Origin of the sequence: Longispora fulva, from assembly GCF_015751905.1 — a bacterium.
Taxonomy (GTDB): domain Bacteria; phylum Actinomycetota; class Actinomycetes; order Mycobacteriales; family Micromonosporaceae; genus Longispora; species Longispora fulva.
In genome coordinates, this window is record NZ_JADOUF010000001.1 from 686,124 (window position 1) to 698,598 (window position 12,475).

11 protein-coding genes are annotated in these 12,475 nt (G+C 68.6%); 4 read left to right on the forward strand and 7 right to left on the reverse strand.

Annotation, left to right across the window (positions count from 1 at the left end; all coding sequences use genetic code 11):
- Positions 1-129: 129 nt before the first annotated feature.
- Positions 130-684: a PIN domain-containing protein gene (locus IW245_RS03010; protein WP_197001669.1), complete on the reverse strand. Its 555-nt coding sequence runs from the start codon at positions 682-684 to the stop codon at positions 130-132.
- Positions 681-1,823 carry a helix-turn-helix domain-containing protein gene (locus tag IW245_RS03015; RefSeq protein WP_197001670.1) on the reverse strand — a complete coding sequence of 381 codons (1,143 nt, stop codon included), beginning with the start codon at positions 1,821-1,823 and terminating at the stop codon, positions 681-683. The genes IW245_RS03010 and IW245_RS03015 overlap by 4 nt, the downstream gene beginning before the upstream one ends.
- Before the next feature lie 380 nt (positions 1,824-2,203).
- On the opposite strand from IW245_RS03015, the gene IW245_RS03020 reads away from it, so the two are divergent.
- Positions 2,204-3,712, forward strand: a complete 1,509-nt coding sequence (locus tag IW245_RS03020) for an alpha/beta hydrolase (protein WP_197001671.1) — start codon at positions 2,204-2,206, stop codon at positions 3,710-3,712.
- On the opposite strand, the gene IW245_RS03025 is transcribed toward IW245_RS03020, so the two are convergent.
- The 3 genes from IW245_RS03025 to IW245_RS03035 form a co-directional block, all read right to left on the reverse strand.
- A complete protein-coding gene (locus tag IW245_RS03025; RefSeq protein ID WP_231399219.1) occupies positions 3,693-4,307 on the reverse strand; it encodes a LuxR C-terminal-related transcriptional regulator in 615 nt (204 codons plus the stop codon). The genes IW245_RS03020 and IW245_RS03025 overlap by 20 nt on opposite strands.
- 23 nt (positions 4,308-4,330) lie before the next feature.
- A complete protein-coding gene (locus IW245_RS03030) occupies positions 4,331-5,554 on the reverse strand; it encodes a sensor histidine kinase (protein ID WP_197001673.1) in 1,224 nt (407 codons plus the stop codon).
- An 88-nt stretch (positions 5,555-5,642) separates the two neighbouring features.
- Positions 5,643-6,545 (reverse strand): YwqG family protein, encoded by a 903-nt coding sequence (locus tag IW245_RS03035; protein ID WP_197001674.1) that lies wholly within the window; start codon positions 6,543-6,545, stop codon positions 5,643-5,645.
- A 135-nt stretch (positions 6,546-6,680) separates the two neighbouring features.
- Between IW245_RS03035 and IW245_RS03040 the strand changes: the two genes are divergently transcribed.
- Positions 6,681-7,187: a hypothetical protein gene (locus IW245_RS03040; RefSeq protein ID WP_197001675.1), complete on the forward strand. Its 507-nt coding sequence runs from the start codon at positions 6,681-6,683 to the stop codon at positions 7,185-7,187.
- A 262-nt stretch (positions 7,188-7,449) separates the two neighbouring features.
- On the opposite strand, the gene IW245_RS03045 is transcribed toward IW245_RS03040, so the two are convergent.
- Positions 7,450-7,944 carry a GNAT family N-acetyltransferase gene (locus IW245_RS03045; RefSeq protein ID WP_197001676.1) on the reverse strand — a complete coding sequence of 165 codons (495 nt, stop codon included), beginning with the start codon at positions 7,942-7,944 and terminating at the stop codon, positions 7,450-7,452.
- Between the two features lie 1,441 nt (positions 7,945-9,385).
- Between IW245_RS03045 and IW245_RS03050 the strand changes: the two genes are divergently transcribed.
- Positions 9,386-11,041: a replication-relaxation family protein gene (locus IW245_RS03050; protein WP_197001677.1), complete on the forward strand. Its 1,656-nt coding sequence runs from the start codon at positions 9,386-9,388 to the stop codon at positions 11,039-11,041.
- Positions 11,042-11,233: 192 nt separating this feature from the next.
- Positions 11,234-11,752 carry a 2'-5' RNA ligase family protein gene (locus IW245_RS03055; protein ID WP_197001678.1) on the forward strand — a complete coding sequence of 173 codons (519 nt, stop codon included), beginning with the start codon at positions 11,234-11,236 and terminating at the stop codon, positions 11,750-11,752.
- 64 nt (positions 11,753-11,816) lie between these two features.
- Here IW245_RS03055 and IW245_RS03060 read toward each other — a convergent pair whose 3' ends face one another.
- Positions 11,817-12,446 carry a DNA topoisomerase subunit B gene (locus IW245_RS03060; RefSeq protein ID WP_197001679.1) on the reverse strand — a complete coding sequence of 210 codons (630 nt, stop codon included), beginning with the start codon at positions 12,444-12,446 and terminating at the stop codon, positions 11,817-11,819.
- Positions 12,447-12,475: the final 29 nt, after the last annotated feature.

The following is a 12,475-nucleotide window of genomic DNA, read 5'->3' on the forward strand; positions in this document are numbered from 1 at the left end:
TTGGACCTGGGTTACGTCCTCCTTTCGGCTCACCGTCGGATCTCCCGGCAGAGCCCGTTGTTGAATAGCTGTGCCGGCTGGCCTTGGTAGCCGAGGGTCTGGCCGTGCCCTGGAGTGGGGCGTGATATATCACAGTTCGTCGTAGTCCAATAGCCCATTTTCCAGTACGTGTGTACGGAAGCCTCCTGGGCCAAAGGGCAAGTGATACTCGCTCTCCAAAAGGCTATCGGCTAGCGCCTCGACCATGACTGTCGTTAGCTTCTTGGCGCGAATCGCATCGCATAAGAGTGGAACAGTCGCTGTGACTCGAATTCCCTTTTCTTCTGCAATTGTGCGCGCGGTGGCGTCGTCAATCACGACCTCGCACCCATAGATCTGACCCATGGCAAGAACGCCACATTCGCCCATGTTCTTGCCATCGACGACCAGTCGGTCGACGTAGTGGGCAAACGCGGCGCCGAAGCCTTGGTCGGTCGACCGGTGCACATGGATCCAGTCGGCATCGAGTGCTGCACCGACTGTGGGAACGTTCGCGGTAGCGTTGACGAGTTCGCGCTCAACGCTATCAGGAATGTAGACTGGGCGATTATCTGCAAGAAACCGCAAGACGCCCAGCCAGCCGTTTATTGTGAAGTGTCTCAGTGGGCCCGTATCAAAAACCCAGGCGTTGCTGGGGATGGTCACGAAACAAACTTCCAGATTTCGTCGGGCCGCCGCTCGCGAGTGTGTGGCAGATCTGTCTCGTCGACCGTGTATTGAAGCAGGTCCAGCGCCCGCTCGCGGCTAATTCGCTCGTCGCGCGCTAATCGCAGAACCGCGCGTGCGAATGGTCGGGGAACTGTCGTTCCCTCCAACTCCTCAAGAGGAACATAGAGATTCAACTCAATGATATCTGCCTGGGTGGTCCGATAGTTGCGTACAGAGGCAACTGCCTGACTATCGGCGAGCTTTAATTCCTTCAAGCGTGTTGCGAGAGTGGACATATCAATCCGGAATTTGCTCGCAAGTAGAATAGCCGCATTGCGCTCCCCTACTTGGTCAACCTTCTCTTGCCAGTGCCGCCTAACTGTGGATTCGGGCAAAAGCAGTGCGCGTGCGAATCGGTCGAGGCGTGACTCCAATGGGACGGTATCATCGGAATGGCTAGCTATCCGCCAATCGACGGTGTACGCGTCCGCAATTAGGTAATGGCCGAGTTCGTGCGCCAAGGCGAGTCGCCTGCGACCAACCTTCATATTACTGTTGACGAGAGTGACGCCTCCACGACGCAACAAGATCGTCCCGGCATCGGCGGTGTCCTTCCCGACATCACGAGAGAACGCGAGTAGTCCGACCTTGGAGACGGCGCTTGAGAGGTTAGTGATTGGTTCCTCCGCCGGAAGGGTCATCAATTCACGCGCCTGCACAGCTAGCGCCTCGGTTTCAGCATTTGTCGAAGGCTGTCTGATATCTGCCTTTGAAACTATTTCGGAGGCATCTAGACCTAGCTCGGCGACCTTCAGGGAATCCACGAACTCGACATCATTGGAATGCTTTGCGAGCAATGCATCGATCTGGGAGTCGGCAGTGTCCAGCCCCTGGCTGGATCGATGTGCGACAAGGGCGGGGACTGGATCTTCGAAGAACGTAGACATGCGTACACGGGTGGCTGTGGCGATGTCTGATAGCTCGAGTGCCGTGACCTTGCGGATGCCCCCCTCGATCTTGTTTACGACCGTGCGATCAAGGCCGATCGCTCGGCCTAGGTCTTCCTGACTCAGGTCCGCGCGCTTGCGCGCTTCTCGGATGCGCTCGCCCAGCGTTCGCGCGTCGATTTCGGCCATAGTGCGATTCTCGCACACTGTAGTCGACGGGGAAAGGTGGACCGTATAGCTTCGTGGACAAGATCCTTCCGGCAGGGTTGTGCCTGTCGGAAGGATCTTGGACAGCCTGCCCTCGAAGGCTGAACACGCTGGGTGAAGTCATGCCCGCCGGCCTGGCGGGAACTCCCGTCCGGAGCACCTATTCGCTCATCCGGACGGAACGTGGCAACCATGGGAGCCGCGAATCATGCTCGAAGGCCATCTCTGGCGCGCCCGGCGCCGGGTGGACCCAGCTCCACCATGCCCCGTCAGTTGGCGCTATCGACCCCACAGTCCCTGGATTCCTAGTGTCGAAGCCGACCGGTACACGGCCGGCCGAACCAAATCCTGTGAGGACATCCATGCGCACGATCAGACTCGCCGCCACCGTCGGCACGGCACTACTCGTCGCCGGCGGCCCGGCGGTCAGCCCGGCCGCCGCCAGCCCCCCGACCGCCACGCTCGCCTGGCACACCTGCAGCACCGGCCCCGACGACGCAGACGGGGCGGCCCTCGACGCCGCCGGCGCCCAGTGCGCGGAGGTGGCGGTCCCGCTGGACTACTCCCGCCCGCGCGGCCGGACCATCACCATCGCACTGTCCCGGCTCGCCGCCACCGACCCGGCCCATCGGCGCGGTGCCCTGATCCCCAACCCCGGCGGGCCCGGCGACCCCGCACTGACCCTGGGGGTCGAACTCGCCCAGGCCGCGCCGGCCCTCGCGGCCCACTACGACCTGATCGGGATGGACCCGCGGTTCGTGGGCCGCAGTACCCCGCTGAGCTGCCAGTGGGACACCGGCCTGTCGATGCGGGGGGCGGGCCCGACCCGGCAGACCTTCGCCGAAACCACTGTCCGGGCCAGGGGACTGGCCGCCGGCTGCGTCCGGGGCAACGAGGATCTGCTGCCGTACGCCTCCACCCGTAACGCGGCCCGCGACATGGACCAGGTCCGTGCCGCCCTCGGCGAGCCCACGCTGTCCTATCTCGGCTGGTCGGCGGGCAGCTACCTGGGCGCGGTGTACACCCAGCTGTTCCCGGGCCGCGTCGACCGGTTCGTGCTGGACAGCGCCGTGGACCCCGACACGTACGGCCCCGGCGTCACCCGGGCTATGGGGGCCCCGACCGAGGCGGCGTTGCGCAACTGGGCAGGCTGGGCGGCGACCCGCGACGCGACGTACCACCTGGGTGCGACCCGGGAGGCGGTGCTGGCCACCGTGGACCGGGTGCGGCGGGCCTCCGAGGCGCGCCCGCTGCGGGTGGGGGAGTTCGCGGTGGACAGCCAGCTGCTGCCGGAGCTGTTGTTCCTGCCGATCCGGTTCGACACCGACGCCGACTACGCCGGGATCGCCGCCGATGTGCGGGTACTCGCCGACGCCGCCGACGGCCGCCCGGTCACCCCGTCCCCGGGCCTGCTGGCCAACCTAACCATGATCACCGGCCCGGGGACCGGGGACGGCACGTTCCTGCTCTGCGCGGACCGGGCCGCCCCGCGCGACCCGGAGACCTACTACCGCGACATCCAGGCGCACCGGGCGAGTGAGCCGCTGTTCGGCCCGCTGACCCGCAACGTCACGCCGTGCGCTTTCTGGCCGACTGCCCCGGTCGAGTCCCCGACCCGGATCCGCAACAGCGTGCCGGCCCTGATCGTGGGGGCGACCGGCGACCCGCGCACCCCCTTCCCGGGGCAGTTGGCCATGCACCGCGCGCTGGCCGGTTCCCGGATGGTCACCCTGGACAACGCGTTCCGGCACCTGGTGTACGGCGTGGAGGACAACCCGTGCGTGGACGGCGCGGTCAACCGGTACCTCCTCGATGGGGTGTTGCCCACGGCGGACCTGACCTGCGCCCGGGTCAGCGGCGCAGGTAGCTGAGGACGGCCAGTACCCGGCGGTGACCGTCCTCGCCGCCGGCCAAGCCGAGCTTGGCGAAGATGTTGCCGATGTGCTTGGCCACCGCGGCGTCGCCCACCAGCAGTTCCCGGGCGATCGACGCGTTGGCCCGGCCCTCGGCCATCAGGGCGAGCACCTCCCGCTCCCGGGGGGTGAGCGCGTCGAGCGGCCCGGCGACCCGTTGCCGGGCCAGTAGCTGCCGCACCACGTCCGGGTCGATCACCGTCTCACCGGCGGCGACCCGGACGACGGCGTCGGCGAACTCGGACACCTCACCGATCCGGTCCTTCAACAGGTACCCGACCCCGCCGAGCCCGGCCGGCCCGAGCAGTTCCGCGGCGTACGCCGTCGCGGCGTGCTGGGACAACACCAGCACGGCGAGCCCGGGGTGCGCGTCGCGCAGCGCCACCGCCGCGCGCAACCCGTCATCGGTGTGCCCCGGCGGCATCCGCACATCGGTCAACACCAGATCAGGCCGGTACTCGCCGACAGCGCCCAGCAGCGCCTCCGCGTCTCCGACCGCCGCCCGCACGGTGTGCCCGAACGACTCCAGCAGCCCGACCAGCCCGGCGCGCATCAGCACCGAGTCCTCGGCGAGCACTATCCGCAGTGCCACGGCAGCTCCACCCGTACCGAGGTCGGCCCGCCCACCGGGCTGAGGACCGTCAGCCGGCCGTCGAGCACCGCCGCCCGGTCCGCCAGCCCCTGCAGTCCGGTGCCGGCGGCCGGGTCGGCCCCACCGGCCCCGTCGTCGACGACGTCGAGCACCAGCAGCCCGGCCCGGCGCTCCCCGCTGACTGTGATCCGCTCCGCGGCGGCGTGCCGGACGGCGTTGCTGACCGCCTCGGAGACCACGAAGTAGGCGGTGGACTCCACCGCCGACGAGGGCCGGGCGTCCAACCGGATGTCGAGTGCCATCGGTACCGGGCAACGCTCGGCCAACTCCTCCACGGCCGCGGCGAGCCCGTGGTCGGTGAGCAGTTGCGGGTGGATGCCCCGGACCAGTTCCCGGATCCCGGTCAGCGCCTGGCGGGCCTGCCGGTGGGCGTCGCCGACCAGCTCCCCGGCCCGGCCGGCGTCGGGTCCCAGCTCGCGGGCCGCCAGTCCCAGGCTCATGCCGAGCAGCACCAGCTGCTGCTGGGCCCCGTCGTGCAGGTCCCGTTCGATCCGCCGCCGCTCGGCTTCGAACGCCGCGACCAGCCGGTCCCGGGACCGGGCGAGGTCGCGCACCTGTCGTCCCAGCTCGGCCTCGGTCGGCGCGAGTAGCCAGCGAGCGAACGCCGCCTGGGCCCCGGCGAGCACGCACAGCCCGTAGGCGACCAGCACGGTCAGAGGCAGCACGGCCCCGAGACTGAACAGCACCGCCTCCCCGAAGGTGTCGATGAGGTGCTTGCCGAGTCGCAGTTGCGCCGAGTTGCCGATCACCACGAACACGGGCAGGGTGAGCAGCACCAGGCACACCGCCAGCACGGCCAGCCCGATCAGGTCCGCCACGGGCAGCACGGTCAGCAGGCACAGCGTGTACCCCAGCTCCCGCCACGTCGCGCCCTCCCGCAGCCGGGTCCCCAGCCAACCGCGCCGACCGGGACCGGTCGGGCCGTGCGGGTCGGGCACCCCGGCCGGGTGCAGCAGCCGCAGCCGCCTGCGCTCCCACCGGCCCACCGGCACCCCGACGAGGACGAGCGTCGGCACGGCGACCAGCAGTCCGGCGGCCGCGATCAGCGGGGTGGTGACGAGGTAGGCGAGGCACCGCCACGGCCACCAGGAGCGCAGGAAGCGCACCGGGTGCGCCATCGTGGGCCACAGGGGGACTTCGGTCGACATGTCGACGACGCTACTAGGCTGCCCGTCCCCGGAAACGGTCCCGGGATCCACCGCGACGGTAGACCTGGCACTACCGCGGTGGGCCGTGTCAGGAGCACTGGAAGACGGTGGTGACCGGTCGGTCCGGGCAGTCGAGGCAGGTGAACAGGTAGAAGGAGCCGGCGTCGCCGAGCATGAGTCCGGCGTCTTCGTGCCCGGTCGGCCGCTGCGCGGTACCCGTGGAGTGGTTGAGCGCCGTCCATTCGGGCAGCCATCGGTCGTAGGAGCAGGGGTTGCCTTCCCAACTGGCGATGGTGAGCAGGTACCGCATGGGTCGCCCACAGGAGCAGTCGGGGAACTCGGGGGACTGGATCCAGTCGATCCAGCCGCCGACCTTGGTGCCCGGCGCGGCGGCCAGCTCGTATTCGTACCGGTGGCCGGAGGTCCTCTCCCAGGCCATGACCTCGTCGTAGACGGCTTGGTCGAGTTCGTGTCCGGACGGGTATTCGGTCACCCGCTCGGGGCTCAGTACACAGGGATTGGGCAACAGCTCGTCGTCGGTGAGCACCTCGATCAGGGGCCCGGGGCCGATGTCAGCCGGTGAGACCGTCGTCGAGTCGCGCCAGTACACCTTGAGCAGGGCGATGTCGTAGTCGCCGTGTTCCCACGCCGGACACCACAGCAGTTGGAACAGGTCCGTGCCGGGCGGGAACGGCAGCTCGGGCACGTCGCGGGCGAACAGTTGCAGCACTGGTACGAGTGGCTGGGTGCGGGGGGTCGCCGTGTCGCCGGCCCTGCCGGGTGGCCGCCATGCGCCGTGGCCGCGGTCCGGGTCGTCGCACCCCGGCCACGGCTCTCCCGACGGCCACCACAGGGGTCCACCCAGCGAGCTGTCGGAGCGGGTGGGCGCGCCGTGCCGGGGGTGCAGCCGGACGGCGGTGCGGGTCAGCGGTCCGAGCTCGGGGAACAGCGCCGGCAGGTGCACGGTGCGGTCGGGGGTGCGGATGGTCACGGCCGCAGAGGCTACATGGCCCCGCCCACAACCTGAGCGCCGAGTACTCCGGCGGGTCTGAACTGGATGGCAGACCGACGCGACGGTGGAGGACCTGGTGTCGTCGGGGTCGCAACCTGGGGCGAGGATGGTGTGATGCCGGACCTGTTGTGGGATGACGTTCGAGAATGGTTCTCTCCTCAGGAGAACGGGTCGTTGCCGGATGTGTGCGTGGACGCGACGACGATCGCGGACTGGCAACTGGTCTTTGACCTGGTGCGGACCGAGGGCTGGGCGGTGCGGTACTCGGTTGGCGATGTGCGGGCCGAGCTGCCGGCCAAGGCCGACGGGATCATGGATCGTGCGGACGCCGAGAGCGTGGAGTTGAGAGTCTGGCCGGTCGCCGATGTCTTGATGATCTTCCGGATGTACTCGGCTGCCAGCGTCGATTTCGATGTCGATCTGCGGGAGTTGCAGGGCCAGGAACGTCTGGATGTGCTGTGCGAATTCCTCACGAAGCTGGGCCGCACGCTCGGTAAGCCGGTGCTGATGACACCGGAAGGCGCCCCGGACTACCCGCTGATCGGCTACGAGGTCGAGGCGGACCGAGTGGTGATGTTCGCACCCGCCTGGGCGGAGACGACCGCGACGGACACCGACTGACGGCATGTGGCACGGGCTCATCGAGACACCGCGGTTCTGTCGGACCGGCATGTCGTGACCGGCCGAGTCGCCCTGCGAGGGGGGCCTTCGTGCCCGCCGGGTTGCGGGCGCGGTGGGGTCTCCGGCGGCTGAGCTGATGGGCGGACAGGGTGCTCCGGGTGTGCGGTCATCGGCGCGGAGGGCTGGCGGACAACCTGTCAGGCTCGGTACCGGATGCGGGGAGGCCGTGCGTTGAGAGCCTGGCGGCGGCCCCGGTCTTCGGCTACCTCAGATCTTTGGTCATGAACACGCGGCTGGTGCCGGGTGGGTCGCAGGGGATTTCGCCGAACACCTGCCAGCCGTGCTGTTTGTAGAAGTCGGGCGCTTGGAAGCTGATGGTGTAGAGCACGGCGGACCGGCAGCCGCGCCGGCGACCTTCGGCTTCGGCTTGCCGCAGGATCTCGCTACCCAGTCCGCTGCCTCGAAGCTCTCGCGGCACATGGAACAGGTCGACGAAGAGCATGCCCAGTGAGGTCCGCCCCGTCAGGCCGCCGACCACGCGGTGCGTCTGCGGGTCCTGGACCAAGACGGCCAGTGGCCGGTGATCATTGAGTCCCGTCGCCTGCATGTTGAACTCGGTGAGCGAGTCTGCGATGAGCGCGACGTCGCCAGCATCGGGCGCATCGGTGACGACGATCTCCGGAAATGGCGGCGTCTCGAGGTCTGTCGACTCGTCCATTCCGCGGGGCAGGGGCAGGTTCGTCATCGGATCGCTCATGGGCCGACCCTAATCCGAGGGTCTGAGATCGCAATCCCGCGCCGATCCCGGTGCCCGGCACAGTCCAACCTTCGCGGGTGACGACAGCGGCAGAGCTGGTGAACGACCTTCAGCTCTGCCAGACCTCTGCCAATCCCGTCAGCGACCTGGCAGAGCGACGTTTGCATGAGCTTTGCCAAACCAGTTCTGCACTTGGCGGAGCGGAACTATATACCGAATTGCATGTTTTACGCCGTTGGCAGAGTTGCGGCAGAGCCCGTGAGAGCCGATCTGCGGCGATTTCGCGACTCGGTCGATGGTCGGTTGTGGGTATGGGCACCGCGTCCGTCAGCGAATGGAACTCAGTAAAAGGCCAGGTCAGTGGCATGTTGATCTGTCGTGGCGGTGATCTCGTCGCAGTTCCACATGCTCCTGACGGGCGTCGACTCCGAGGCGGGATGGCAGGGAAAACGGGCTCTGACCTGCACTGTTAGAGCTGTGGCAGAGGTGGATGCGTTACTGGAGCATCGACCATCGTCGGACCAGGTCGACCTTCCTAACTTCTGGAGCCTTGCCGTCATCCTCACCGATCCTGCCCTGTCCACCTCCGTCCATGGCCCGCCGCGATCGACCAGGGGTGGCGCGTGCTGACCTGCGAGCTGTCATCCACTCTGCCTGCCGTGGCTTGGAGCGGATCGTCGCGGATCCATGTTGACCACCCCGTACGGATCGACCCCTGCACCGCTTCTGTGAAGAGTGCTTCGTAAAGGGGATCGAGGTGCTGGCCCGGCCTGGTAAAACGCTGCGGCCCGTGACCTCTGCCCGGCCGCCGGGCGGAGGTTGGCAGAGGTCTGGCAGAGGTGTGGCAGAGCGCAGGGCGTGCGCCAGCTCTGCCAAAACCCGTTTGGTTAGTGAGAGGCAACAACCACGAACACGCCGACTGTGTCCGTGCTTCAGCGACGAAAGAACGCGTCGCGCGCGGCAAGAACTCCGCCGACGTCGTCGGGTAGTTGCCAGTGACGGACCCGACGGTGTGCACGCAGCACGAACCGTTGAGCCGGCCACAAGACCCGACGCCTCGTCGACAATGTGGCCGACGACCGACTGGGTGGACAACGCCGGTCACGCGACGGGATCGGCCCCGACTCGCAAGACCGTCATGACCTCATCGCGGCCGACTGCCCGGCGGTGATCCGTTCAACCATGCCGGCCAAGTTAACACCGGAATCGGCCGGCCGGGCGCCCTCGGTCACTTCTCGGTCAGCGGTGACCGACGGTGCCGAGACATCGACAGGAACGTACAGGGGATCGGCCGTTGGGTGAGATCCCGAACGGCCACGGCCATGTCCGTATTCGACCAGCGTGTGCGGCCTTTCCCGCGCACGTTCCCACGCCAGACAGACTGTAGACAGTCTCCCCCCAGGCGTATATCCAGCCACCGGCACTACTCACGGAGACCCACATGCCCGCTGCCGCCCGCCGCCCCGCAGACCGGGGCTTCAAGATGCGCCTACGTTCCTCAGTCGGTAACCCGCTGATGGCGATCCTCGCCCTCCTGCACACCCACCGGGTCGCCAACACCGACCAGATAGCCCGCGCCATGCGCGCCCCGCAGACCACGACACGTACCCGGCTGCGCAGGCTGCGCGAGCACGGCCTCGTGGTCGTCAACCGCCTCGGCGTGCAGGCCGGTTCCACCCCGCAGGTGTGGTGGCTGACCGAGGCTGGCGCCCGGGAGGTCGCCGGCACCGCCGCCGGTGTCGTGAAGCACCGGTCGGACTCCTCGTTGCTGCACTCCCAGGCCATCACCGAACTGTGGGTCACCCTGACCGAGAACGCCGAGCACGCTGGCCTGCGGGTGGTGGACTGGAAGACCGACCATGCCGGCTGGCAGACGTGGACCAGCCCGCAACATGTCCGCAGCCAGCTCACCCCGGACGCCACCGTCGTCGTCGACCTGCCCGACGGGCGCAGGTCGGCGTTCCTCGTCGAGGTGGACCTGGGCACCATGACCCAGGCCGTCCTGCGGGCGAAGGTGGAGCGGTACCTGCACTTCGCCCAGGACGCCGGCTGGCGCGGCCAGCTCCCGCACTGCCCGGCCCTGCTTCTGCTGACCACCACCAGCCTGCGGGCCGAGACGTTCGTCGACAAGACGGCCAAACTCCTCGACCCGATCCGCCGACGCGGAGGCTGGGGACGCGATGAGGCCGAGATGTTCCGGCAGCTCAACTTCGACCCACCCCGCCCGATCACCCCCTCGGCCGCCGCGTGCGGCCTCGTGCGCACCCCGGCCGACGCGGTCGGTGAGCAAGTGTGGCTGCAAGGCGCCGCCGCGGCCCCCGTGACCCTTCTCGAACTCCTCGGCCCCCTGGCCGCCGAGCAGGCCGAGTTCGACGCGGTCGAAGAGGTCGAGGGACCGCCGCGCAGGCGTCGCCGACACCGCCGGCTCCTGCTCGCCGCCGTCGACCATGTGACCGCCGGACGTGACGACGACGCGGCACGCATGCTGCGGTACATGACCGCCGACCCGCTCGACCTCGCCACGGATGACCCTGACCGCGCCGACCTGCTCATCGCCCTCGGCCGCAGTCTCCAGGACCGGCGCGCTGTTCACGACGTCGACACTGAACCCATCCTCGAAGGCCTCGCCGCCGAGTACCGAAGGCTGTGGCAACGCCAGGCACGGATCCTCATCCGCGCGACCGCCCACCTGCGCGCGGCCGACCCCGCACTCATCGGCCTCGCGTCTCGTCTCGCGGCCGGACGCCTCGCCGACGACGCCATGTTCCAACCCCTGGCCAGCCCACCCGGGCGCACCCGGGAACAGATCCAGACCACACTCCTCGACGACTACCGGGCCACCCGCGACCAGGTCATCGCCGATCGCCTGACGTTGCTCAGCCGCCGCGAGCGCCGCCACGCCGACCCCGCCGGGTGGGCGGGCGAACACGACGCCGAACACCTGCAGGTGTGTGCCGGGTGCGCCCTCATCTGGCCGTGCGCCCGAGCTGAACGGACGTGCGACTACTGCGGCGGCACGTTCCTGCCGTGGACCCGACGCCACGAGGCGGTGACCCTGCAACGGCACCTCGACGCCATCCGTGCCCGCCTGGACTGAACTACCCACAGGCCATCGTGCGTCTCCGAACCGTGCCGGCCCTGGTGGTGCGGGCTTCGGGCGGCCCGTGAACTGGTCACCCTGCCACCGCCGCCGCACCACTACGGGCTACCCGCCCAACACTCCACCGGCCCGGCCCGTGGGTGTTCCTCAGCCTGCGAGCGGTGACCGGGAGACGGCTACTCTGCCCTGATGGCCGCAGCTGTGGAGCTCTACTTCGACCCCGTCGCCGAACGCCGGATCCGGACCCTCTGGAACGCGTTGGAGGACGCGGGCGTCCCCACCCTGCGCGACCTGACCCACGGCAAGCACCGCCCGCACGTGTCCTTGTTCGGCGCGGACCGCCTCGACGGCCCGGCCGTGGCCGAAGCCCTGGCCGGCCTGGACCCCGCGCCTCCGTTGCTGTTGCGCCTCGACCACGTCGGCCAGTTCGTCGGCCGGGTGCTGTGGCTCGGACCGGTGCCCACGCCGGAGCTGATCGCGCACCACGCCGCGGTGCACGCGCGACTCGACGCCGCCGGGATCGGGGGAAACGACAACTACCGAACCGGTTCATGGGTACCCCACTGCACGCTCTCGATGCGCGCCCCGCGCGAGGCGATGGCGGCGGCACTGCACCGTTGCCTGGACGTGCTGCCGATCGAGGCGCGGGTGTCGGGGGCGGCGGTGGCTGATCACGCGCGGGGCCAGTACACCCCGCTGGGTGTCTGAGCGGTCTACCGGCCGCGCCGGAAATCGGCGCGGTGCGGCAGCCGCGTGGACGGCGGGCGGGGTCTCAGGTGGTGCGTTCGTCTGCGAGTTCGATGGTCAGGTGTGGCCAGGCGGTGTGGGTGAGCTGAACGAGTTCGGGGGCTGACACTGTCGCCGACGTGCCGAGCGCCGCGTCGAGGAGTAGGCGCACGGTGGTCCCTGTCGTGCCGGCGTGGGGGACGGGGATCAGGTCGGTGACGGGTATGCCGTGTTCGTAGCGTTGGGTCCATGCCCCGTCGCGGCAGTGGTTGGTGTGGACGAGCCACTCACTGAGCGCCGCGACGACGGACATGCCCCGGCGGGGGTGGGTGTCGGGGAGCTGTTGGGCGTCGGGGAAGTCGAAGTACCGCAGATCTTTGGTCGCCATGACAGGCTTCTTGATCGGCCGGCCCTGCTCGTCGTGGCGGGTGTCGGTTCCTCGCCCGTTGTCGGCCACGGACACGGAGCCGTCGTCGTGCAGGGTGACAACGCACCGTCCCGCGGTCGTGTTTTCGGCCTCGTCGGCGGCGTAGGCGACGACCTCGAGGATCAGGTGCGCGATTCCGCCGGGAGCAAAAGTCGCCGGTTGCTGGCGGACTTCGGCGAGGTGTTCGCCGTCCACGGTGCTGGCCCAGTCATGCGTCGTGTTGCGCCACGGCATCTTTGCGTCATCCACGCACGGATTTTCCCAGGCGTCGCCCGCAC

Bases quoted from the DNA above. Each gene is read 5' to 3' on its own strand.
- IW245_RS03015 (WP_197001670.1), bottom strand. From the start codon at position 1,823: ATGGCCGAAATCGACGCGCGAACGCTGGGCGAGCGCATCCGAGAAGCG.
- IW245_RS03020 (WP_197001671.1), top strand. From the start codon at position 2,204: ATGCGCACGATCAGACTCGCCGCCACCGTCGGCACGGCACTACTCGTC.
- IW245_RS03025 (WP_231399219.1), bottom strand. From the start codon at position 4,307: ATGCGCGCCGGGCTGGTCGGGCTGCTGGAGTCGTTCGGGCACACCGTG.
- IW245_RS03030 (WP_197001673.1), bottom strand. From the start codon at position 5,554: ATGTCGACCGAAGTCCCCCTGTGGCCCACGATGGCGCACCCGGTGCGC.
- IW245_RS03040 (WP_197001675.1), top strand. From the start codon at position 6,681: ATGCCGGACCTGTTGTGGGATGACGTTCGAGAATGGTTCTCTCCTCAG.
- IW245_RS03045 (WP_197001676.1), bottom strand. From the start codon at position 7,944: ATGAGCGATCCGATGACGAACCTGCCCCTGCCCCGCGGAATGGACGAG.
- IW245_RS03050 (WP_197001677.1), top strand. From the start codon at position 9,386: ATGCCCGCTGCCGCCCGCCGCCCCGCAGACCGGGGCTTCAAGATGCGC.
- IW245_RS03055 (WP_197001678.1), top strand. From the start codon at position 11,234: ATGGCCGCAGCTGTGGAGCTCTACTTCGACCCCGTCGCCGAACGCCGG.